Origin of the sequence: Streptomyces mutabilis (assembly GCF_046628145.1) — a bacterium.
Lineage (GTDB): Bacteria > Actinomycetota > Actinomycetes > Streptomycetales > Streptomycetaceae > Streptomyces > Streptomyces mutabilis.
In genome coordinates this window covers 3,426,240-3,448,218 of record NZ_CP176874.1, presented here as the reverse complement: position 1 = coordinate 3,448,218, position 21,979 = coordinate 3,426,240, and the positions used below count along the sequence as shown (strand labels likewise).

The 21,979-nt window shown below is 73.5% G+C and carries 20 protein-coding genes; 10 read left to right on the top strand and 10 right to left on the bottom strand.

Annotated elements, in window-relative coordinates:
- Positions 1–32 precede the first annotated feature (32 nt).
- Positions 33–1,472, top strand: a complete 1,440-nt coding sequence (locus ACLIN4_RS15290) for a PAS domain-containing protein (RefSeq protein ID WP_411575896.1) — start codon at positions 33–35, stop codon at positions 1,470–1,472.
- A 76-nt stretch (positions 1,473–1,548) separates the two neighbouring features.
- Here ACLIN4_RS15290 and ACLIN4_RS15285 read toward each other — a convergent pair whose 3' ends face one another.
- Positions 1,549–2,304 (bottom strand): SIS domain-containing protein, encoded by a 756-nt coding sequence (locus ACLIN4_RS15285; RefSeq protein WP_289908136.1) that lies wholly within the window; start codon positions 2,302–2,304, stop codon positions 1,549–1,551.
- A gap of 211 nt (positions 2,305–2,515) precedes the next feature.
- Between ACLIN4_RS15285 and ACLIN4_RS15280 the strand changes: the two genes are divergently transcribed.
- Positions 2,516–3,208 carry a metal-dependent transcriptional regulator gene (locus ACLIN4_RS15280; protein ID WP_100046119.1) on the top strand — a complete coding sequence of 231 codons (693 nt, stop codon included), beginning with the start codon at positions 2,516–2,518 and terminating at the stop codon, positions 3,206–3,208.
- 570 nt (positions 3,209–3,778) lie between these two features.
- Positions 3,779–4,705 (top strand): alpha/beta fold hydrolase, encoded by a 927-nt coding sequence (locus ACLIN4_RS15275; protein ID WP_289908137.1) that lies wholly within the window; start codon positions 3,779–3,781, stop codon positions 4,703–4,705.
- 43 nt (positions 4,706–4,748) lie between these two features.
- On the opposite strand, the gene ACLIN4_RS15270 is transcribed toward ACLIN4_RS15275, so the two are convergent.
- The 3 genes from ACLIN4_RS15270 to ACLIN4_RS15260 form a co-directional block, all read right to left on the bottom strand.
- A complete protein-coding gene (locus tag ACLIN4_RS15270) occupies positions 4,749–6,356 on the bottom strand; it encodes a transporter (protein WP_411575895.1) in 1,608 nt (535 codons plus the stop codon).
- Positions 6,353–7,129, bottom strand: coding sequence for an ABC transporter ATP-binding protein (locus ACLIN4_RS15265; RefSeq protein ID WP_107478113.1), 777 nt, complete (start codon positions 7,127–7,129; stop codon positions 6,353–6,355). The genes ACLIN4_RS15270 and ACLIN4_RS15265 overlap by 4 nt, the downstream gene beginning before the upstream one ends.
- Before the next feature lie 154 nt (positions 7,130–7,283).
- Complete coding sequence (locus ACLIN4_RS15260) at positions 7,284–7,937, bottom strand: bifunctional DNA primase/polymerase (RefSeq protein WP_107478112.1); 654 nt, start codon at positions 7,935–7,937, stop codon at positions 7,284–7,286.
- A gap of 321 nt (positions 7,938–8,258) precedes the next feature.
- Between ACLIN4_RS15260 and ACLIN4_RS15255 the strand changes: the two genes are divergently transcribed.
- Together ACLIN4_RS15255 and ACLIN4_RS15250 are read left to right on the top strand one after the other, a co-directional pair.
- The gene (locus ACLIN4_RS15255; protein WP_100046123.1) at positions 8,259–9,644 is read left to right on the top strand and encodes a transcriptional regulator; all 1,386 of its coding nucleotides are present in this window, start codon (positions 8,259–8,261) and stop codon (positions 9,642–9,644) included.
- A 490-nt stretch (positions 9,645–10,134) separates the two neighbouring features.
- Positions 10,135–11,760 carry a hypothetical protein gene (locus tag ACLIN4_RS15250; RefSeq protein ID WP_411576756.1) on the top strand — a complete coding sequence of 542 codons (1,626 nt, stop codon included), beginning with the start codon at positions 10,135–10,137 and terminating at the stop codon, positions 11,758–11,760.
- Positions 11,761–11,802: 42 nt separating this feature from the next.
- Here the strand turns inward: ACLIN4_RS15250 and ACLIN4_RS15245 are convergent, their stop codons facing one another.
- Complete coding sequence (locus ACLIN4_RS15245; RefSeq protein WP_107479827.1) at positions 11,803–13,119, bottom strand: ABC transporter substrate-binding protein; 1,317 nt, start codon at positions 13,117–13,119, stop codon at positions 11,803–11,805.
- 117 nt (positions 13,120–13,236) lie between these two features.
- Here ACLIN4_RS15245 and ACLIN4_RS15240 point away from each other — a divergent pair, with 117 nt between their 5' ends.
- Positions 13,237–13,737: an SCO4402 family protein gene (locus ACLIN4_RS15240; RefSeq protein ID WP_100049616.1), complete on the top strand. Its 501-nt coding sequence runs from the start codon at positions 13,237–13,239 to the stop codon at positions 13,735–13,737.
- A gap of 47 nt (positions 13,738–13,784) precedes the next feature.
- Positions 13,785–14,678 carry a formyltetrahydrofolate deformylase gene (gene purU / locus ACLIN4_RS15235; RefSeq protein WP_381942087.1) on the top strand — a complete coding sequence of 298 codons (894 nt, stop codon included), beginning with the start codon at positions 13,785–13,787 and terminating at the stop codon, positions 14,676–14,678.
- Between the two features lie 166 nt (positions 14,679–14,844).
- Here purU and ACLIN4_RS15230 read toward each other — a convergent pair whose 3' ends face one another.
- The 3 genes from ACLIN4_RS15230 to ACLIN4_RS15220 are packed head-to-tail and all read right to left on the bottom strand — an operon-like array spanning position 14,845 to position 17,270.
- The gene (locus tag ACLIN4_RS15230) at positions 14,845–15,630 is read right to left on the bottom strand and encodes an ABC transporter permease (RefSeq protein ID WP_107479826.1); all 786 of its coding nucleotides are present in this window, start codon (positions 15,628–15,630) and stop codon (positions 14,845–14,847) included.
- Positions 15,627–16,592 (bottom strand): ATP-binding cassette domain-containing protein, encoded by a 966-nt coding sequence (locus tag ACLIN4_RS15225; protein WP_107479825.1) that lies wholly within the window; start codon positions 16,590–16,592, stop codon positions 15,627–15,629. The genes ACLIN4_RS15230 and ACLIN4_RS15225 overlap by 4 nt, the downstream gene beginning before the upstream one ends.
- A 12-nt stretch (positions 16,593–16,604) precedes the next feature.
- Positions 16,605–17,270: a DUF4097 family beta strand repeat-containing protein gene (locus ACLIN4_RS15220; RefSeq protein WP_107479824.1), complete on the bottom strand. Its 666-nt coding sequence runs from the start codon at positions 17,268–17,270 to the stop codon at positions 16,605–16,607.
- A 224-nt stretch (positions 17,271–17,494) separates the two neighbouring features.
- Here ACLIN4_RS15220 and ACLIN4_RS15215 point away from each other — a divergent pair, with 224 nt between their 5' ends.
- Positions 17,495–18,229 carry a helix-turn-helix domain-containing protein gene (locus ACLIN4_RS15215; protein WP_289908141.1) on the top strand — a complete coding sequence of 245 codons (735 nt, stop codon included), beginning with the start codon at positions 17,495–17,497 and terminating at the stop codon, positions 18,227–18,229.
- A 7-nt stretch (positions 18,230–18,236) separates the two neighbouring features.
- Here the strand turns inward: ACLIN4_RS15215 and ACLIN4_RS15210 are convergent, their stop codons facing one another.
- Positions 18,237–19,856, bottom strand: a complete 1,620-nt coding sequence (locus ACLIN4_RS15210; RefSeq protein WP_411575894.1) for a zf-HC2 domain-containing protein — start codon at positions 19,854–19,856, stop codon at positions 18,237–18,239.
- On the bottom strand, positions 19,853–20,443 hold the full coding sequence (locus ACLIN4_RS15205; RefSeq protein WP_269955428.1) for a sigma-70 family RNA polymerase sigma factor: 591 nt from the start codon (positions 20,441–20,443) through the stop codon (positions 19,853–19,855). Before ACLIN4_RS15205 ends, ACLIN4_RS15210 begins: the two co-directional genes overlap by 4 nt.
- Positions 20,444–20,800: 357 nt before the next feature.
- On the opposite strand from ACLIN4_RS15205, the gene ACLIN4_RS15200 reads away from it, so the two are divergent.
- Both ACLIN4_RS15200 and ACLIN4_RS15195 read left to right on the top strand, forming a co-directional pair.
- Positions 20,801–21,181 (top strand): STAS domain-containing protein, encoded by a 381-nt coding sequence (locus ACLIN4_RS15200; protein WP_100049311.1) that lies wholly within the window; start codon positions 20,801–20,803, stop codon positions 21,179–21,181.
- Positions 21,182–21,296: 115 nt separating this feature from the next.
- A complete protein-coding gene (locus tag ACLIN4_RS15195; RefSeq protein ID WP_107480553.1) occupies positions 21,297–21,809 on the top strand; it encodes an EF-hand domain-containing protein in 513 nt (170 codons plus the stop codon).
- Positions 21,810–21,979 lie beyond the last annotated feature (170 nt).

Here is a 21,979-nt window from a genome sequence, read left to right as displayed (position 1 = left end):
AAGGCCAGTGACGCAGCCTGCAGGGGGTCCAGGTGAGTGCTTCCCAGCGTAGTGGGACCACCGACGAGCTGGGGCCGGACGAGCCGGAACAGCCGGAGCGGGACGGCGCGGACCTGTTGGCCGCGCTGCTCGACGGCATGGACGCGGCCCTGTGCGCGTTCGACGCGGACGGGGTGGTCACCCATTGGAACCGCGAGGCGGAGCGGATCCTGGGCTGGAGCGCGGCCGAGGCCGTGGGGCGGCAGGGGTTCGCCGGGTGGGCCGTGCGCCGGGCGGACGCCGGGGAGGTCGAGGAGCGGCTGCTGTCCGCGATGCGTGCCCCGGGGCGGCAGGTGCACGAGTTCGCGCTGCTGACCAAGGACGGCGGGCGGGTGCTGGTGCGCACCCAGTCCGCGGCCGTGCGCGGTCCCGACGGGCGGCCCGCGGGGGTGTACTGCGCGTTCAGCGAGGTGCACGCGCAGATCGACCTGGAGCGCTCGATCGCGCTGAGCGAGGCCCTGCTGGAGGACGCGAGCTGGGGCGTGGTGCTGGTGGACGTGGATCTGCGGCCGGCCGTGGTGAACGCCCACGCGGCGCGTGCCCTGGGTGCCGGGCGTACGTCCGTGCTGGGACGGCCGCTCGGTGATCTGCTCGCGCAGGGTGTGGAGGAGCTGGAGAGCGCGCTGACGCACGTGCTGGCGGAGGGTGCGCCGCCCGGGCCCGCCGAGGTGTGGGTGAGTGTGCGTACGCCGGAGGGTGAGCGGCGCCGGTGCTGGCGCAGCGGGTTCGTGCGGCTGGCGTCGCCGCTGGCGGAGGAGCCGGTGCCGCTGGGTGTCGGCTGGCTGTTCCAGGACGTCACGGAGGGCAAGCAGGCCGAGCAGGAGGCGGCGCTGCTGCGCTTTCGCACCAACCAGCTGCACCGGGCGGCGCGGGCGGCGGCGGAGTGCGAGGATCCCGCGGAGGCGGCGGTCGTCCACCTGGACTTCGCGCTGGCCGGGTTCGCCGACCATGCCCTGATCGACCGGGTGGTGGGGGAGAGGGGTCACGGGGCGGGGGATCTGGAGGCGGTGGATCCGGAGGCGGCGGGGCCGGTGCGGCTGATGCGGGTGGCGGCGACGCCGTCGGGTGCGCCGGGGCCGAGCGTGCCGGCCGGGACGTCCGGGATGCCGGTGCGTTACGGCGAGGGGCATCCGGCGGTGCAGTGTGTGGAGCGGGCGGGTTCGGTGCGGGCCAGTGCCGGTGCGCGGGCGGTGCCGGCGGAGCGGGTGCGGGAGTGGGCGACGGCCCGGCAGTGGCCGGCGGACACGGTGCACGCGCTGTGTGCGGTGCTGCGCAGCCGGGGGCGGACGCTGGGCGTCGTGACGTTTCTGCGCGGCTCGGGCCGGAGCGCGTTCGAGCGTTCGGACGCGGTGTACGCCGAGGACGTGGCGGTGCGCATCGCGGCGGCGCTGGATCTGGCCGGGGCGGTGGAGGGGCGGCAGGGGCAACGGTAGGGGCAACGGTAGCGGTGCCGCGGGCGGTTCCCCGGGTCGTTGCCGCGGGTCGATGGCGTGGGTCGGGCCGGTCGGCTCAGTGGCGGTAGAAGATCCGGTCCCCGTACCGGTCCATCACGCGGCCGTTCCACTCGTGGCCGCCGTCGACGTTGCCCGAGCGCAGCAGGGGCGGTTCGACGCCGCGGTCGGCGAGGGCGGCGGCCGCCGTGGCCGTCATGGCCTGCATCAGGGCGCTGGTGACGACCGTGGAGGCGGGCGCGAAGGGCGCCGGGACGGTGTCGAGCGTGAGTTCCGCGTCGCCGACGGCGATCTTGGAGTCCAGCACGATGTCGCAGTGGTCCTTGAGGAAGGTGCCGGAGGCGTGCCGCGACCTGGTCTCGGAGGCGTACGCCACCGAGGTCACGCCGATGACGCGTACCCCCAGGGCGCGGGCGTTCATGGCCATCTCCACGGGCAGCGCGTTGCGCCCGGACAGGGAGATGATCACCAGGGCGTCGCCCTCGCGGAGCGGCGAGGAGTCCAGTACGGCGCCGGCGAGGCCGTCGACCCGCTCCAGCGCGGAGCCGAGCGTGGCCGGCACGACGTCGACGCCGACGACACCGGGCACGGCGAGCAGGTTCATCAGGGCGAGGCCGCCGGCGCGGTAGACGACGTCCTGTGCGGCGAGGGAGGAGTGGCCGGCGCCGAAGGCGAAGAGCCGGCCGCCGCCCACCACGGTGTCGGCGAGCAGCGTGCCGGCCGCCTCGATGGAGTCGGCCTCCTCGTCGCGGACCCGTCGCAGGAGGTCGATCGCGGCGTCGATGAACTGGCCGGCCGGCTTGCGGTCGCTCATGCGGGACCCCTTCGGTGTGGCTGCGTCGCGGATCACCGTGCGGTCTGGACCAGTGCGGTGTCAATACGGCGTCGAGGCCGGTGTGCGGGCCGTGCGGGCGCGGGTTTCGGCGGCGCGGCACGGTTGTCGGTGGTATGCGTCAGAATTGGTGGCAGGGCCAGCGCACGCGCCGGTGGGCCGTAGCCTCCGGCAATCTCATCAAGGGGCACGTATGTCCGGACTGATCGACACCACGGAGATGTACCTCCGCACCATTCTGGAGCTGGAGGAGGAAGGCGTGGTCCCGATGCGCGCCCGGATCGCCGAGCGGCTCGATCAGAGCGGTCCGACGGTCAGCCAGACGGTGGCGCGGATGGAGCGCGACGGTCTGGTGTCCGTGGCGGCCGACCGGCATCTGGAGCTGACCGACGAGGGCCGCCGGCTGGCCACGCGGGTGATGCGCAAGCACCGGCTCGCGGAGTGCCTGCTCGTCGACGTGATCGGCCTGGAGTGGGAGCAGGTGCACGCCGAGGCGTGTCGCTGGGAGCACGTGATGAGCGAGGCCGTCGAGCGCCGGGTGCTGGAGCTGCTGCGGCACCCGACGGAGTCGCCGTACGGCAACCCGATCCCGGGCCTGGAGGAGCTGGGCGAGACCGACGGTGCCGACCCGTTCCTGGACGAGGGCATGGTGTCCCTCGCCGACCTGGACCCGGGCGTGGAGGGCAAGACGGTCGTCGTGCGCCGTATCGGCGAGCCGATCCAGACGGACGCGCAGCTGATGTACACGCTGCGCCGGGCGGGCGTGCAGCCCGGCTCGGTGGTGAGCGTGACGGAGTCGGCCGGCGGTGTGCTGGTGGGCAGCGGGGGTGAGGCGGCGGAGCTGGAGTCGGAGACCGCCTCGCACGTGTTCGTCGCCAAGCGCTGACGGTCGTCGGGCCGTCGACTCCGCGCGGTGCGGGCCGGATTCGCGCCACGGCGCGGATCCCGCCGATTCCGGGATTCGGTGAGCCGAATCGCAGCCTCCGGCCACGGCGCGTGCAAGGCTGTGGCGTGAGGCATATGACGTGAGGGCTCTGGGCCGTGGTGTGACAGCGATGTCGCCCCGACCGGAGAGGGGGAGGGACGTGCTGCTGAGACGGAGAGGGCCCCGGCGCCGTGTGGCGCCGGGGCCTGTCCTCCCCTGTGCTGACCCGGAGCCCCGAGCTCTCAGGGTCAATCCCCTCGGACCGTTTTCCCCGAGCGGTCCGCCTCCCGTTGAAGATCTCCCCTCGGCGACGGCGATCAATCCCTGAGGGGGGTCACTCGAATGAGGGGTGTTGTTCGCCGGAACGGCATTTTCGAATAGGCATTCGATACTCTGCGGGCGTCGGACGGCCGTGCAGACGGCGGCCGGTCACGGCGACAACGACAGGCACGGCAGGCAGGACACGGTTCACAGGACCGGCCGGCCCCGCGGGGCGGGCGGTACGAGCGGAGCTTGGGGGTGCCAGGATCCATGGCGCGACGCATCGACGTGACCGGCGCGGGGGGCGTACGCCTCGCGGCCTGGGAGTTCGGCGACCCGCCCAAGACCGACCGGTTCGACCCCACGGACCCCACCGCCCCCACGGACCTCACGGGCCACTCCGGCGGGTCCCCCGCCCCGGCCGGTGAGCTGCCGGGCGTGCTGTTACTGCACGGCCTGATGGGCCGCGCGTCGCACTGGGCCCCCACGGCGCGCTGGCTCGCCGCCCGCCATCGGGCCGTCGCCCTCGACCAGCGCGGCCACGGCCGCAGCGACAAACCGCCGCGGAGCTCCTACACCAGGGAGGCCTACGTGGAGGACGTCGAGGCCGCCCTGGAGCAGCTCGGTCTCGGCCCGGCCGTCCTGATCGGCCACGCCATGGGCGCGCTGACCGCCTGGCAGCTCGCGGCCAAGCGGCCCGACCTGGTCCGCGGTCTGGTCATCTGCGACATGCGGGCCTCCGCGCTCGGCGGGGCCTCGCAGCACACCTGGGCCGAGTGGTTCCGCGCCTGGCCGGTCCCCTTCGCCACCCTCGCCGACGTGCGCAAGTGGTTCGGCGAGGACGATCCGTGGGTGGAGCGCCCGAATCCGGCCCGGGGCGAGTTCTACGCCGAGGTGATGGCCGAGTCCCCGGACGGCTGGCGGCCGGTCTTCGAGCCGGAGCACATGCTGCGCTCCCGGGAGACCTGGGTGTACGACGCCCACTGGGAGGAGCTGGCCCAGGTCCGCTGCCCCACCCTGGTCGTCCGCGGCCTCGACGGCGAGCTGGGCCGCGCCGAGGCGCAGGAGATGGTCCGTGTGCTGCCGCACGGCCAGTACGCGGAGGTCGCCGACGCCGGCCACCTCGTCCACTACGACCAGCCGGAGGCGTGGCGAGCGGCCATCGAGCCGTTCCTGGACGCCCTCGGCAACGGCTGACCGTCCCCGGCGTCCCCACGGCGGTCCACCACCGCCCCGGCGGTCAGCCCTTGCTGACCGCCGTGAGGATCTCCGGCAGTCGCCCGGCCGTGCGCGGTGCCGCCAGCCGCAGCCCGGCCAGGGTCAGCGCCGCGCCGTACACCGCGCCCACCGGCAGCAGCAGCGGGCTCCCGTCACCGCGCACGTGCAGCCAGACGGTCAGCGCGATCACGGGCGCGCACAGCAGGGCCGCGCCGACCATGCCGCCGAAGATCGAGACCCAGGCCAGCCCCACCTGACCGGGGGCGACGTTCTTGTAGCCCTCCTGCGGGATGGAGTACGGGAAGCGCGCCGAGGTCCACGCCCCGGTCGCCAGCATCGCGCCGAGCAGCGCGAAGGACAGGCCCAGCGCCTCGGGCAGGGTCCGCCAGTCGCCGAGCATCGCCGTGGTCAGGACGGTGACGACGGTCGCGTACGGCAGGGTGACCAGCAGCAGGGCCAGCGCGCGGGCGCGCAGTTCCACGTAGGCGTCCCTGGTCGACGAGATGGTCATCGCCACCATCCAGAACGCGGACGTGTCCTGCCCGAACTGGTTGTACATCTGGATGCCGAGCATCCCGGCGGCGAAGCAGGCGAAGTAGACCGAGCCGGTGCCCTGCCAGGCGTTGAAGACCGGCACGATCAGGCCGATGGCCAGCGAGGTCACCCAGGCGGCCTTGGTCTTCGGGTCGCGCCACACGTAGCGCAGGGTGCGTTCCATCGTCGTGCCGGTGCGGCCCGCGGGCAGCAGGCGGGCGAGCCTCGACGAGTCGCGCTCGCGCACCGGACGCGTGTCGCCGGGCAGGGTCGAACCGTCCGGCGTCGTCATCAGCCGCGTCAGATGCCGCTCCCACACCCGCAGCAGCAGCACCGGCGCCGCCGCCGTCAGCGCCAGCTGGGCGAGCGCGACGCCCCAGGACCCGTCGCTCGCCGCGTCCATCGCGCCGATCGCGGAGGCGGGCGGCACCCAGCGCAGCACGTCGGCCACCGGGTCGAGCTGCTCCAGCCCCGACGAGCCCAGCCGCTGCGCGCCGAAGTTGACGAGCTGCGCCCCGACCGCGATGACCAGCCCGCTCAGCACCGCCAGGTCGCGGCCCTTGCGGCTGGTCAGCAGCCGTACGTTGGCGGCGGCGACGGCCCGCGCGAGGGTCACGCACACCAGCAGTGCGAGGGCCCCGCCGACGACGCCGACGACGTACGCCGCCCCGCCGTGCGCGACCGCGACCACGGAACCGGCGAACATGCACACCGTGAACAGCGGCCCGATACCCACCAGCGAGGCCGTGAGCAGGGCCCTGACCAGAGTGCGGGGCCGCAGCGGCAACATCACCAGCCGGGTCGCGTCGAGCGTTTCGTCGCCGCCGGGGAAGAACAGCGGCATCACCGCCCAGCCGAGGCCCAGCACGGCCGCCAGCAGCACGACCAGCGAGTCCACGTGGTCGTGCCCGCGCAGGGCGATCAGGCCGATCAGCTGGAGCGCGGCGAAGAGCAGCACGGCGGCGGCCGAGGCGATGTAGGCGGCGCGCCGACCGCCGGACTGCCGCAGCCCGTTGCGCAGGAGCGACAGCTTCAGCCGTACGAACACGGAGGTGACCGATGCGCCCCGCGCGGCCGGGGCGGCCTGCCCGCTCATCGGGCCCCGCCGCCCAGCCAGTCGAGGTCCGACCCGGCGTCCCGGCCGTCGGCGCCGACGAGTTCGAGGAACGCCCGCTGAAGGGAGGCCGCCTCGCCGCGCACCTCGGCGAGCGTGCCGGTGGCGCGGATGCGGCCGGCGGCCATGACGGCCACCCAGTCGCACAGGGACTCCACCAGCTCCATGACGTGGGAGGAGAAGACGACGGTGGCGCCGGAGGCGGTGTAGCGCTCCAGGACGCCCCGGATGGTCTGCGCGGAGACCGGATCCACGCCCTCGAACGGCTCGTCCAGGAACAGCACTTCGGGGTTGTGCAGCAGTGCCGCGGCGAGCCCGATCTTCTTGCGCATGCCGGTCGAGTAGTCGACGACCAGCTTGTGCTGGGCCCCGGCGAGGTCGAGCACGTCCAGCAGCTGCGTCGCCCGCTTGTCGACCTCGGCGCCGGGCAGTCCGCGCAACCGGCCGGTGTAGCCGAGCAGTTCGCGTCCCGACAGGCGCTCGAACAGCCGCAGCCCCTCCGGCAGCACCCCGATCCTGGCCTTCACCTCGACCGGGTCGCGCCACACGTCGTGCCCGACGACCTCCACCGTCCCCTGATCCGGCCTCAGCAGCCCGGTCACCATGGAGAGGGTGGTGGTCTTCCCGGCGCCGTTCGGCCCGACGAGTCCGATGAACTTGCCCGCGGGCAGCTCCAGATCGATCCCGCCCACGGCGACCTGCTGCCCGAACCGCTTCCAGAGCCCCTGCACACGTACGGCACTCGCGCCCACCACGTCTCCCTCCGTCGCCTTTGCACCCTACGGGGAGAGAAGCGCCCTGAAGGGGCGCGGGGCTGTGTCGATACGCGGCTCCGCCGCGCTGGCGCGACCGGACCGGACAAGCCGCACACGCCGGAACACAGCGACCCGGCAGACGAGAAGGCGCCCCCTAACGATCCCGCCCGCACGCATACGCCAACGGCGACACCAACTCCTCCACATCCGGCAGCCACCGATTCGCCGCCGTCGGCCGGCAGACCCACTGCACGGCCCCCCGCGTCCCGTACCGCGTGGGCGGCGCGGCCACGTACGCCCCCTCGCCGAGCGCGGTGAGATCGAGGAGCCGCGGAGACCACCCCAGCTTCCGGACCAGCTCCGGCACCTTGGCGGCGGCCCCCGGAAGGACGAAGAACCGCATCCGCCGGTCCGGGGTCAGTGTCACCGGCCCGAGCGTCAGCTCCATCCGCTCCATCCGTGCCAGCGCCAGGAACCCCGCGGTCTCCGGCACGTCGATCGCGTCGAACGTGCGCCCCGTGGGCAGCAGGATCGACGCCGTCGGCTGCTTCTGCCACATCCGGCGGGCGACGGTCGCGCTGCCCGTCGCCTGTGTCGCCCAGTCCTCGCGCGCCGGGTGCGCGCCCGGGGCGGCGCACGCCGGGTCGCCGCAGGAGCAGCGCTGCACCCCGTCGGCTGCTTCCAGCCAGGTGCCGGGGACCACGTCCCAGTGGCGCTCCTCGGCGTAGCGTACGGCGGTCTCCAGCAGCGACGCGCCGCGCTGCTGCGGGATGTGGGCGGCTTCGGTGGCGGGGATGGTCTCTGTCACGTGGAACTCAACTCCCGTGCTCACCGGGGGTTACGGCGCTCGCGCGCGCGGGGGAGGAGCATCGATTCCGCATCCGGGGCGCATGGGTGCATGTGCGGGGGCGCGCGGGAGGATTCGCCGCGGGAGCTGGGTAGCCACGTCTGGGGCCGACGCGGGCCGTCACCCCGGCAATCCTCGCAAGCGACCGATCTTCGCAAGCTTCGCAAGTCTCGCATTGTCGGCACAACGACGGGGCATTGATCTTCACGGCTGGATTTTCCGGACCTTTGGGAACCGCCGGGACAGCATCGAGACCGCATGAGACCGCATGGGGGTTACGCCATGGCCGCAAGGCCTCTCGTCGCGCGGCAGCCGAACGAACGACTGCAGGCGCTCATTCAGGAAGCGGGCTGCTCGAACGCGGGCCTCGCCCGCCGGGTCAACGTGTGCGGGGTCGAGCACGGGCTCGACCTGCGGTACGACAAGACCTCCGTGGCCCGTTGGCTGCGCGGGCAGCAACCGCGCGGCCGGGCACCGGCGATCATCGCCGAGGCGCTCGGACGCAAGCTCGGCCGCACGGTCACGATCGACGAGATCGGCATGGCCAACGGCAAGAACCTCGCCTCGGGTGTCGGCCTCCAGTTCTCGCCGACGGTACTGGGAGCCATCGAGCAGGTCTGCGAGTTGTGGCGCAGTGACGTGGGGCGGCGGGACTTCCTGTCCGGTTCCTCCGTCGCCGCGTCCGCGCTCGTCGAGCCCAGCCGGGACTGGCTGATCTCCGCCCCCGACTCGCAGGTGTCGCGCTCGGCCGGACCGCGGGTGGGGCCCTCCGACGTGGCGGCGGTGCGGGCGATGACGCAGGCGCTGGTGGAGCTGGACCACCAGCACGGCAGCGGGCACGTGCGCCCGGTCGTCGTGCACTATCTGAACAGCGTGGTCTCCGGGCTGCTCGCGGGCTCCTACCGGGAGGCGGTGGGACGGGAGTTGTTCGCCACGGTCGCCCGGCTGACCGAACTCGCCGGGTACATGGCCGTCGACACCGGCCAACCCGGCCTCGCCCAGCGGTACTACATCCAGTCGCTGCGGCTGGCGCAGGCGGCCGGCGACCGCGGTTACGGCGGGTACGTGCTCGCCGCCTCCATGAGCCACCTCGCCGCGCAGCTCGGGAACCCACGGGAGATCGCCCAGTTGGCGCGCGCCGCGCAGGAGGGGGCGCGCGGGCGGGTGACACCGCGTGCGGAGGCGATGTTCCACGCGGCGGAGGCCCGCGGGCACGCGCTGCTCGGCGACGTACGGGCGGCCCACGCGGCGGCCGGGCGGGCGGTCACCGCGATGGACGCGGCAGATCCGGCGGCCGGGGACGACCCGGTGTGGATCGCGCACTTCGACGAGGCCTATCTCGCCGACGAGTTGGCGCACTGCCACCGGGACCTCGGGGAGGCCGACGCGGCGGCGCGGTGCGCCCGGCAGGCGCTGGACGGGCACCCCGAGTCGCGGGCGCGCAGGCGGGCCATCGGTCATGTGCTGCTGGCCACGGCCCAGGTGCAGCAGCGCGAGGTCGAACAGGCCTGCACCACGGCGACGAAGGCCGTGGAACTCCTCGAGGGCCTGCGCTCGAACCGGGGCGCCGAGTACCTGGAGGACTTCCAGGCGCGGCTGGATCCGTACCGGGAGGAGGCGGTGGTACGGGAGTTCGGGGCGCGGCTGGACCTGCAGACGGCCGCGTGAACGAGGGGCCGCGGGCGCGTGAACGGGCGGGCGACGCAGGTGCGGTGTGACGGAAGAGCCATGAACAGCGCGCCGCGGCCCGGTTTTGTTACTGCGGTCACAGGGAAGGAGTTGACGCCCCGGGCGGCGTGGCAGTGGGCTCCGGGGACCCGGTAGCGTGAGCCGACGATTCCGAAGGTCCCCCATTCGTAGGAGTCCCGGTGACGCAGAGTGGACAGGGCGAGGAGCCCTCGCCGCGACAAGCGCGCGAAGGCATCGTGCTGCCCTCGGACGGTGGCGAGCCGCTGCTGCCGGGCCTGACCGGCGCGAGCGCGCCGGCCGGCCCCGCTCCGGCGCCCGCCTCGGCGCCGCCCGCCGCCCAGCCCTGGGACCGGCCGTGGGGGCCCGAGCAGCAGCAGAGCCCGGCCCCCGATCAGGGCTGGCCCACTCCGCCCGACGCCCAGCCCTGGGGGTCCCCGGAGGCCGGCGCCCAGCCGTCCGCCGCGCACGCCTGGCCCGCGCAGGGCGGCCCGGCCCAGTCCCCCGGCGCCCTGCCGCCCCGGCGGGCCCGGGTCCGCTGCCCCCGGAGGGTGCGCAGGCCGGCCCGGGGTACGGGGGGCCGGCCGGCGGGCAGACGTACGGCGGCTCCGGCGGCGGGCAGGCGTACGGCGGATCGTTCAGTCAGGCGTACGGCGGGTCGTCCGACGGTCAGGCGTACGCGGGACAGCCCGGAGAGCAGGCGTACGGCGGTGCGTCCGGGAGCGAGGCGTACGGCGGCCGGGCTCCCGGCGGATCTGCCGGTGGCCAGGCTCACGGGGCGCAGCCGCCGTACGGTCAGCAGGGGCAGTACGGCCAGACCGGGGCGTTCGGCCAGGCCGGTCCGCACGGGCAGCCCCCCGCGGCCGTCCGGCAGCCGGCCGCCGCCCCGCTCCCTCCCGCCGACGAGGGCGCAACCCAGTACCTGCCGCCCGTCGGGGCCGCTCCCGCCGACGAGGGCGCGACGCAGTACATACCCCCGGTACCCGCGGCCGGGAACCCCGCCGACGAGGGCGCCACGCAGTACATACCCCCCGTCTCCCCGGGCGCGCTGCCCCCGGAGAGACCCGCCCGGCCGCAGCACTCCGAGTCCACGCAGTTCCTCGGCACGGCACCGCAGTACCCCGCGCAGCCCACGCCCGGGTACCAGCCCGCCCCCGCCGGCCCCGACGCCGAGGCCACGCAGTTCATCGCGCCGGTGCCCGGCGGCCCCGCCGCCCCGGCCCCGTACGGCGGCGCGCCCGGCGGCGACGAGGGGCGGCAGCCCCCCGCCGAGTTCGACAGCCTCTTCCGCAGCGCCCCGGGCGCGGACGGACCGGCTTCCTCCACCCAGCAGATGCCCCGCTTCGACGAGCCGCGGGCAGCCCACCCCGGCGGCCCCTCCGCCTACGCCACGCAGGGCCCGGGCGGTGGCGGCGGCAGGCGGCGCGGCGGTCACGACGACGGCGGCCGGGGCGGACGCGGCGGGCGCACCGGCTCGCGCGTGCCGCTGCTCGCGGCCGTGGGCGTCGGCATCGCCGTCGTCGGCATCGGCGCCGGCGCGATGATGGCCAACGGCGGCAAGGAGGAGGACAAGGGCGACAACCAGCCCGTGTCCGCGACGGCCCCGGTCTCCGAGTCCGCGTCGGCCCCCGCGTCGCCGTCGGTCGACCCGGCCCGGGAGCAGGCCGTCGCGCTGGACAAGCTGCTGGCCGAGAGCGGCACCGGCCGGACCACGGTGATCAACGCCGTGGCCGACGTGAAGTCCTGCGACAACCTGCCCCAGGCGGCCAAGGACCTGCGCGAGGCCGCCAAGCAGCGCACCGGGCTGGTCACCAGCCTCTCCGAGCTGTCCGTGGACAAGCTGCCGCGGCACACCGAGCTGACCACCGCACTCACCAAGGCGTGGCAGGCGTCCGCGTCGGCCGACAACCACTACGCGGCCTGGGCCGACCGGACGGCCGGGAAGAAGGGCTGCAAGAAGGGCAAGGCCGCCACCCAGCCCAAGGAGGCCAACCGGGAGAGCGGCACGGCGAGCACGGAGAAGGCCAAGGCGGCCAAGCTCTGGAACGCCATCGCCAAGCAGTACGGCCTGACGGAGCGCGGGCCCACCCAGCTCTGACCGGCGCCCCCGGCTCGGACCGGGCCCGGCCGGGGGGCCCGCTCAGACCACGTCGGCGTTCTGCAGGGTGCGGGTGGCGTCCACGGCGCCCTGGCGGGCGGAGACCAGCCGGCCCTGCCGCACGACCTGCAAGGTGACCTCGGTGTTGACCAGGCGCGGGAAGCCGACCGACGCGAGCTTGCCGGCGAACGTCCACTGGAGGGCCGGGGTGAGTCCGTCCGTGCCGACCTTCAGGCCGCCGTCGAGGGCCCGCCGGACGGTGTGGGAGCTCACCTCGCCGTCGCCGAGTGACTCGACGACCTTCTTGAGGACGGTGTACGCGATCCAGGTGGTCTGCACCCCGGCGTCCGCCGCGTCGATGTCGTTGTCGCCGAACGCCTCCTGTTCGATCACCTTCTTCATCCCGTTCCAGGCCGGGTCGTCCACCGCCGGGTACCAGCCGGTGACGTAAGCCCCTTCGTAGGGCCCGGACGCCCCGCCGCTCGCGTTGACCGTGGTCTGGTCGACGCTGCCGAGCACGCTCGCGGTCCGCACGTCGGGGTAGTCCTCGCGGGCCCGGCGGAAGGAATCCATGAAGGTGCCGGTGCGGTCGCCGAGGACGGGCACCACGCACCCCGGGTCCACCGGGTCGCCGGTCGCGTGCTCCAGGGCCCGCTCGGACTGGCCGCCGTACTCGGTGGCGTCCTCCGCCGCCCGCTGGTCCTGGGCGCGCTCGTGTCCGCCCGAGGTGAGCCCCGAGTCGAGCAGGACGGGGAGCTGGTCGCCCGCGATGGTGTCGGGGCGGACGAGGGAGACGGGCCCGCAGGAGTCGGCGAGCGCGCTGCCGAGGCCGGCCAGCAGCGCGGGCTGGCCGCCGTTGACCGGGTAGGACACGGGGCTGGTGAACTCCGCGTTGGTGATGCCGTAGCCGCCTATGTACGGGATGCCGGCGCCCTCCAGCACGGGGAAGAAGGAGTCGGCGTGCTGGCTGTAGGAGCCGACGACCGCGACCGCCTCCTCGTTGACGGCACGCCGGGCGCACTTGGCCGCGGTCACGCTGTCGTTGTGGTCGTTGCAGGTCAGCACGTTGAGCTGACGGCCGCCGACGCCGCCGTTCGCGTTGATCCAGCGGGCGTAGGCCCGGGCGAAGGAGGTCATGCCCGGCTTGTTGGTCGCGCCCGTTTCCTGCGGAGCCCAGGTCATGACGGTGATCGGGTCGTCCTCGGAACCCCCCGTGGTACCGGGGACGACCCCGCAGCCGGCGGCGAGCGACACGCACGCCACCAGCGCGCCCGCCGACAGTGCGCCGGTGCGGGTGGCCCGGGAGCGGCCGCTCGGGCGGCGGAGGAAGCTGCTGCGGGTGGGTCGCCTTCCGGTCATGTACCCGCACGATTCCGTCACACGGCCAACCCGGAGGTGACCTGCGGTCAACGCGTGGTGACACGGAGGTGAATTGCGGGGGGCGGTGAGCCGTCCCGGAAGGGGAACGTACGATCGATGACCGTGCAAGGTTCGGAGAACTCTTCCCGTCGCGGCCGTCGCTCCTCCACCATGGGCGGCATGCCCCTCAACGACATGCCGTGGTGGCGCTGGCGCAGCAACGTGCGCTCCGCGCTGCACATGCTCTCCGCCCCCGCCTTCCAGCGGGACGTCTGGCTGGCCGGTGTGGACGGCTACGGCGACGTCACCGACGCGGTGTACCGGCTGGTGGAGGACACCTGGCTGGACCACTGGTCGGCGGAGAAGTACGTGGGCACGGTCTTCCGGGACTCGCAGGAGGCGGCGCTCGTCGACACCGCCGTGCTGCGCGTACTGAGGATCATGCACCAGGTGGGGCCGGACGCGCCGGTGAACGCCTATCTCGACCACCCGGACTGGCCGGAGGCGGTGCGCGCGGCGCGCGACGCGCACCTGCGGCTGGCCACCGGTGACGGCGACGACCCGGAGGCGGAGCCGCGCTCGCTGGAGCTGCTGCGGATCCTGACCCGGTCCGCCTGACGGGACGGCGCTCGGGCGGCGGGCCCGGATATGGGACCCTGTCCTGCATGAACGAGCAGTCCTCCGTCGCCGTCCCGTCGGCCGCCGCCCCGGCCGACCAGTACGTCCTCACCCTGTCCTGCCCCGACAAGCAGGGCATCGTGCACGCCGTGTCGAGCTACCTGTTCATGACCGGCTGCAACATCGAGGACAGCCAGCAGTTCGGCGACCACGACACGGGACTGTTCTTCATGCGGGTTCACTTCTCGGCCGACGAGCCGGTGACCGTGGACAAGCTGCGGGCCAGCTTCACGGCGATCGGCGACGCCTTCCAGATGGACTGGCAGATCAACCGGGCCGACCAGAAGATGCGCATCGTGCTCATGGTCAGCAAGTTCGGGCACTGCCTGAACGACCTGCTCTTCCGGGCCCGGATCGGCGCGCTGCCGGTGGAGATCGCGGCCGTGGTGTCCAACCACACGGACTTCGCCGAGCTGGTGGGGTCGTACGACATCCCCTTCCACCACATCCCCGTGTCGAAGGACACGAAGGCCGACGCCGAGGCGCGGCTGCTGGAGCTGGTGCGCGAGGAGAACGTCGAACTCGTCGTGCTGGCCCGCTACATGCAGGTCCTCTCGGACGACCTGTGCAAGCAGCTCAGCGGCCGGATCATCAACATCCACCACTCCTTCCTGCCGAGCTTCAAGGGCGCCAAGCCGTACCACCAGGCGCACGCGCGGGGCGTGAAGCTGATCGGCGCGACCGCGCACTACGTGACGGCGGACCTCGACGAGGGCCCGATCATCGAGCAGGAGGTCGAGCGGGTCGGCCACGACGTCACGCCGGACCAGCTGGTCGCCGTCGGACGGGACGTGGAGTGCCAGGCGCTGGCGCGTGCGGTCAAGTGGCACGCGGAGCACCGGATCCTGCTGAACGGCCGACGGACGGTCGTCTTCGCCTAGGCCGTCGGCGCGTCATCGCTCAGTACCGTCGTCACCCGGAGCCGTCGTACCGGATCCCCGGAACGCCGGAAGGGCGGCGTGACGCCGGCGTGTGCCGGAGTACGCCGCCCTGGGGCGGAACGGGTGGGCGGGGGAGGAGTGACGTGGCCCGCGTGGTCACGGCGGTCTACTTCGGGTCGCTGTTGAACTTCGAGGTCGACCAGAAGTAGCCGAGCGCGGTGAGGGCGAGGCACCAGACGAGGGCGAGCCACCCGTTGTGGCCGATCTCGGTGCCGAGCAGGAGGCCGCGCAGGGTCTCGACGGCGGGCGTGAACGGCTGGTACTCGGCGACGGGCTGGAACCAGCCGGGCATGGAGTCGACCGGGACGAAGGTGCTCGAGATCAGCGGGAGGAAGATCAGCGGCATCGCGTTGTTGCTGGCGGCCTCCGCGTTCGGGCTGACCAGTCCCATCCCCACGGCGATCCAGGTCAGGGCCACGGTGAAGAACACGACGAGCCCGAAGGCCGCCAGCCACTCCAGGGCGGTGGCGTCCGCGGAGCGGAAGCCGATGGCCAGGCCGACGGCGCCGACGAGGACCACGCTCATGATCGACTGCACCACGCTGCCGATGACGTGCCCGATGAGTACGGAGCCGCGGTGGATGGCCATGGTGCGGAAGCGGGCGATGATGCCCTCGGTCATGTCGTTGGAGACGGAGACCGCGGTGCCGATCGTGGTGGACCCGATGGTCATCAGGAGCAGGCCCGGCACGATGTAGGCGACGTAGTCGGAGCGGTCGCCGCCGCCGATGCCGGCGCTCATCGCGTCCCCGAAGACGTAGACGAAGAGCAGCAGCAGCATGACCGGTGTGAGCAGCAGGTTCAGGGTGAGGGACGGGTAGCGCCGGGCGTGCAGGAGGTTGCGGCGCAGCATCGTGGACGAGTCGCGCACGGCGAGGCCGAGGTTGCTCATCGGACGGTCTCCTTGGGCTGGTCGGTCTGGGCGGGGACGGTGGCGGTGCCGGTGAGGGCGAAGAAGACGTCGTCGAGGTCGGGGGTGTGCACGGTCAGTTCGTCGGCCTCGATGCCGGCCGAGTCCAGCCGGTCCAGGACGGTGCGCAGTGCGCGCTGGCTGCCGTCGCTGGGGATCTGCAGGGCCAGCGCGTCGTCGTCCCCGGTGCTCCCGTGCAGTGCGGAGGCGGCGGACCGGTAGGCGGCGGGGTCGGTGAAGCGGAGGCGGACGTGTCCGCCGGGGATCATCCGCTTCAGCTCCTCCGCGGTTCCTTCGGCGGCGATGCGGCCGTCGTTCAGCACGGCGATGCGGTCGGCGAGTTCGTCGGCCTCCTCCAGGTACTGCGTGGTGAGGAAGACGGTGACGCCGTCGGAGACCAGCTCGCGGATGATCTGCCACATGTTGTGGCGGGAACGCGGGTCGAGGCCGGTGGTCGGTTCGTCGAGGAAGATGATCCGGGGGTCGCCGACCAGGGTCATGGCGATGTCGAGGCGGCGCTTCATGCCGCCGGAGTAGGTGGAGGCGGGCTTCTTCGCGGCCTCGGTGAGGTCGAAGCGCTCCAGCAGCTCGGCGGCGACCCGCCGGCCCTCGCCGCGGGAGAGGTGGTGCAGGTCCGCCATGAGGAGCATGTTCTCCTCGCCGGTGATCAGCCCGTCGACGGCGGAGAACTGCCCGGTGACGCCGATCGCGGCCCGCACGGCCTGGGCGTGGGTGGCGAGGTCGTGGCCGCCGACGCGGATGTCACCGGCGTCGGCCGTGATGAGCGTGGAGAGGATCTTGACGGCGGTGGTCTTGCCGGCGCCGTTCGGTCCGAGCAGGGAGAAGATCGTTCCTTCGGGGACGGTCAGGTCGACACCGCCGAGGACGGTCTTGTCGCCGTAGGACTTGCGCAGTCCGTGCGCCGCGATGGCCAGGTCGGTCATGACTGTTGCTCCTCAGAGGCTGCGGGCGGTGATGTCGCCGTGGGCGGTGGTCGCGTGGATGGTCAGGCCGGGGGTGCCGCCGGTGTTCTTGAGCGCGTTGTCGATACGGCCGTAGGAGGTGCCGGCGTCCAGGGCGGCGGAGACCCCGGCGGCGGCGCCGACCGACACGTCGCCGGACTGGGTGCGCAGGGTGAGGGTGCCGCTCACGGCCTCCGCGATCCGGATGTCCCCCTTCGCGGTGCTGATCTCGGCGGGCCCGCCCAGCCGGCCGACCGAGACGTCGCCGGCGGCGGTGGTGAGGCGGAGGCTCGCGGCCTCGTCGACCTTGACCGGGCCGTGCGCGCCCTCGTAGTCGACGTCGCCGAGCCGTCCGACGCCCCGGAACTCGGTGGCGGCCGTCCTGGCCTCGACGCGGGAGCCGGCCGGCAGCCGGACCGTCACCTCGAGGGATCCGGAGGCGCCCAGAAGCTGGTTGTTCGCCGGGGTCGCGATCCGCAGGACCCCGTCGCCGAACTCGACCCTGGTCTGCTCCGCCGCCTTCACGTCGCGCCCCTTCGAGGGGTTCGCGGGCAGGACCTCGACCGTGGTGTCGGTGCGGTCGGCGGCGATGAACTGGATGCGTCCCGCGGGGACGTCGAGGACGGCGGAGATCGGGGCCGGGGTGTCGAAGGTCTGCATCGTGTTCTCCTGTGCTCGTCGGTGTTTCTGACATGAGAAACGCTACGTTGCCTTCATGGATTCATCAACGCTCTTGTTGCGCACTGAAGACGTATGCGCAGGTCAGAGAAGATATTTCGTTGCAACAGATTGAAAGTAACGCAACATCAGAGAAGGCTGTCGTTGCAATGGTGAGGAGGTGAACGCTATAGTGACGTCACCAAGGGAGCGCGAAGGAGATCACGATGCCGGGAGGCAGGCTCACCCAGCAGGAACGCCAGCAGATCGCACTGGGTCTGGCCGACGGCCTCGCCTACGCGGAGATCGCCAGACGCCTCGACCGCCCCACCTCGACGATCACACGCGAGGTGATGCGCAACGGCGGTCCCACCGCGTACCGCGCCGACCTCGCGCACCGGGCCACCGAGCGTCGCGCCCACCGCCGCAGGCAGCCCGCCTCCCGGGGGCCGCAGGCGCTGCCGCAGGCCCACGGACGTGACGCCGAGGCCGTGCGCGAGTACGAGGAGACGCTGACCACGGTCTTCATGCAGACGGGCACGCCGAAGATGATGGCCCGGGTGATGGCCTGCCTCTGCGTCAGCGACACGGGCAGCCTCACCGCGTCCGAACTCGTCCGGCGCCTCCAGGTCAGCCCGGCGTCCATCTCCAAGGCGGTCGCGTTCCTCGACGAGCAGGGCCTCGTGCGCCGCGAACGCGACGAGTCGCGCCGCGAGCGCTACGTCATCGACGACGACGTCTGGTACCAGTCCATGATCGCCAGCGCCCGGGGGACGCTGCAGGTGGCCGAGACCGCACGTCAGGGCGTCGGTGTCCTCGGCGCCGGCACCCCGGCCGCGGAGCGTCTGGAAAGCATCGCCCGCTTCCTCGACTTCATCTCCGAGAGCATCGTCCGGGCCGCGGACCAGGCGCGTGAGGTCCTGCACACGGCGCCCGCCACGCCCCGTGACGGCGCCGAGTGAGCCGCTGCTACATCCGGCTCAGGCTGGCCGCCGCGAACAGGACGTCCCTGATCGCCTCGCGGTCGCCCACCTGACCGGCCGCCGCCTCCGCCGGCGGCACGTGGCCCGCGGCCAGCCGGCAGAACTCCACGCCGTCCAGGGCGACATGGGCCACCTCGTGGTCGGCGGAGCCCGTCGCGCCCGGCGAGTCGAGCGGGATCAGCCACTCGCCGCCGCCCGACCCCTCGATCTCCAGCCGCAGGCTGCGTCCCGGCGCCCCCGCGGTGACCAGGTGCGGGCGGGTGCCCGGTGCGGCCAGCCCGGCCCGGCGTCGTTCGGCCAGGACGGCCGGCAGCATCCGGGCCGCGAGGTCGATCATGCGGTTCAGATGGCGCGCGGAGGGCGGCTCGTACGGGTAGTCCACGGCGTCCGCGATGTCCTCCGCGTGCACCCAGCACTCGAACGCCCGGTCCAGCATGGCGTCGTGCAGCGGCAGCTCGAAGTCGCCGTACGACACGGGCATCCCGCCGGCTGCCCCGGTGAACGAAACGGTCCGGACGATGCCGTGGCTCTGCTCGCGCCACGGCGCCCGCACCGCGCGGGTGGGCGGGTAGTGCGAGGCACGCCAGTACGCCTCCGTGCGGCCGGCCGGCGCGGAGGTGGGCGCGGTGATGTCGCCCAGCGGATCGGCGAGGCCCAGGGCGGTCGCGACCAGCCCGTCGACCGTCAGCAGGTGCGCGATGACCCCGGCGACGGTGGTACGGCGGCTCGCGGCGCCGTCGGCCTCGAACCAGCGCAGCCGGACCGGGGCGTGCCACTCGGCGTCCCCGAAGTCCTGGAGCAGCGCGTCCAGCCGCGCGGTCTCGGCGTCGTACGGCGTCGCCCACTCGGGCACGGGGATGCGCGGCGGGCGCCGCTCCAGGCACCCCTCCAGGACGCGGGTGCGCAGCGCGGGGTCCAGGTCGAGGCTCTCCGGTCGCTGGAGCAGGGCCACGGCGTCGCGCAGCCGCAGCGCCTCGTCGGCACAGGGGGCGCACTCGCCGATGTGCTCCTCGACCGCCGCCGCCTCCTCGGCCGAGCAGGCGGCCAGCGCCCACGCGCCGAGGAGCGACGTCAGCACGTGGTGCTCCAGCGTGAGGGGACCGCCCGGGGCCGCGTCGGGCAACGCCCGCCCGGTGTCCTCGACGGACGCGCGGGGGAGCGGTATGTGGGGGGCCGGGGCGGGGTCGCCGGGCTCTCCGGGGGACGAGCCGCCCGGCCCGCGGGGGTCGTCTCCGTCGTGCCTCCCGCCCGGCCCGCCGGGTTCGTTGCTCCCGCCAGGTCCGGCAGGTCCGCCCGGTGCGTCGGGCCCGGCCGTGCCGCCCGGTCCGTCGGGCCCGGCCGTGCCGCCTGTCCCGCCCGGCCCCGGGGCCGTGTCCGGCCGGCCGTCCCCCTGCGGGCCGCCTGCGGCCCGGTTCCGCGCCGGACCGCCGGAGGCGTCCGGCAGGGTGGCGCCGTCGGCCGAGGGCGTGCCGGGGGCGGCCGGACTCCCCGGGCGGACCGGCCTGCCCCGCTCGGCACGGCCGCCCCGCGTCCGCGTGCCCTCGTCCCCGGTGTCTCCGCTCCCCTGCGTGTCCGCGCACCCGTCCTCGTCGTACGCCCCCTTCACGCCGCACCCCCGTATCCCGGCGGCGCTCCGGGCGTCCCGGGGGCGCCGGCGTCGCGGGCCGTGGACAGGAGCTGGAGGCCCAGGCGGAGGCGGCGGCGGGCCTCGTCCTCCGTGACGCCGAGGTCGGCGGCGGTCTGGCGGTAGTCGCGGCGCTGGAAATAGGCCAGCTCCAGGGCGGCGCGCAGCGGCGCCGGCATGGACTGGACGATGTAGTCGGCGCGCGCGGCGACCGAGGCGCGGCGCACCCTGCTCTCCAGCTCCTCCACGGTCCCGGAGCCGTCGCGGGCGAGGGCGGCCGTCTCCGTGGCCCGCAACCGCTGCACGGCCAGCCGGTGGGTCAGCGCGGCGATCCAGGTGCGCAGCGGGCCCTGCCGGGGGTCGTAGGCGTCCGGATGCTCCCAGACGTGCGCGAAGACGTCGCGCGTGATGAGGTCGGCGGCCCGCTCGTCGTCGAGCACGCGGTGCGCGAGCCCGTGCACCAGCGAGGCGAACCGGTCGTACAGCTCACCCAGGGCGGCGGCCTCGCCGCGTGCCAGCCGCTGCTGCATCTTGCGGTCCCAGCGCGGCGGTGCCTCCCTCTTCGCCATGCGGCCTCTTCACCCCCTGTGTCCGTACGTACCTGTACGTCGCCCTCCAGCCTGCGGCCGGCGTCTCCCCGAATGTAGTCGGCACGTCCGACACCGCACGCCCCTTTGTGCCAATGCGCGCCCCCGGCGGCCCGCACGTGCTAAACGCCTCCCCTACCCTCTATCGTGCGACCGGATCCGACCGAACAGGATCGAAACCGTCTGAAACAAGCCCTTTCTGATCGTTCCCCGTTTCCGGGCGGGCGTTTGCGGGAACGGCCGGTGGGCAGGCGCGCGCCCAAGAAGCGTAAGCATGGCTTCCGTTTCGGGTGAATTTCGGGCTTTTCCGGACGTCCGATGTACCGGCGACTGAAGGGCATGGTGGTGACGTTCAATGTGACCGGCGGCGAGCGGGGCGAATGGTCCGTGCTCCAGGTGTCGGGCGAACTGGACCTGGTGACGTCACCGGTGCTGCGGCAGCGCGTGCACGACGAGGTGGCCGAGGGCCGGCACAGCCTCGTCCTGGACCTCTCGGAGGTCCTGTTCTGCGATTCCAGCGGGGTCGGGGTGCTCATCGCCTCCCGGCGGCTCATCCGCTCCTGTCAGGGACGGCTGCGCCTGATACTGCCCGCCCAGGGAGCCGTCGACGGCTCCCACGTCAACCGCGTCCTCGGCGCGCTCGGGGTGCGCCGGCTCTTCGACGTCCACCCCGACCTCGCCTCGGCGACCGGCGACAGGCCCCGCCCGCTGTCCGCCTGAACCGGACTCCCGCACGGCCCGTCCGCCCGTATGCCGCCCGCGGTCGCGGCCGGCGTCGTACTCTCCGAGCGAGACGCAGACCACCGACACCGACGTGAGGCGGCCGGAGAGAACCATGGTCAACAGCGAGTACGAGCGCAGGATCGCCGCACGCTTCGCCACCTTCGACCAGGACGGCAACGGTTACATCGACCGTGCGGACTTCAACGCGGCGGCCAAGGCGCTGCTCGCCGAGTTCGGCACCGCCGCCCGTTCCGAGAAGGGGCAGGCCCTGTACGGCGGCGCGGAGGCGCTCTGGCAGGGCATGGCGGGCATCGCCGACCGGGACGGCGACCAGCGCATCACCCGTGAGGAGTTCGTCACCGCGGCGGTCAAGCGGCTGCGGGACAACCCGGACCGGTTCGCGGAGATCGCCCGCCCGTTCCTGCACGCGGCCCTGGACGTCGCCGACGCCGACGGCGACGGAGCGGCCACCGTCGAGGACGTGGCGCGCGTGCTCACCGTGCTCGGTGTGCCCGGGGACGCCGCGCGGTCGGTCGCCGCCGCGCTCGACCCGGACGGCGACGGCAGGGTCGGGGAGACGGAGATCGTCCCGGCCTTCGCCCGCTACTTCACCGTCCCGGAGTAGCACGCCTCCAGCCGCCCCCGCCCCCGCCGCCCCCGTCCTCGTTCCCGCGAGGCTGCCGACGAGGATGTCGCGGATCGTGGCACGCATCGGTCACGGAGCGTCGATGCGGGGTTGTGTCCGCCGTGTTGTCCGTCACGGCCCGGAGTCGGTGCCACACTCCGGTACCTTGT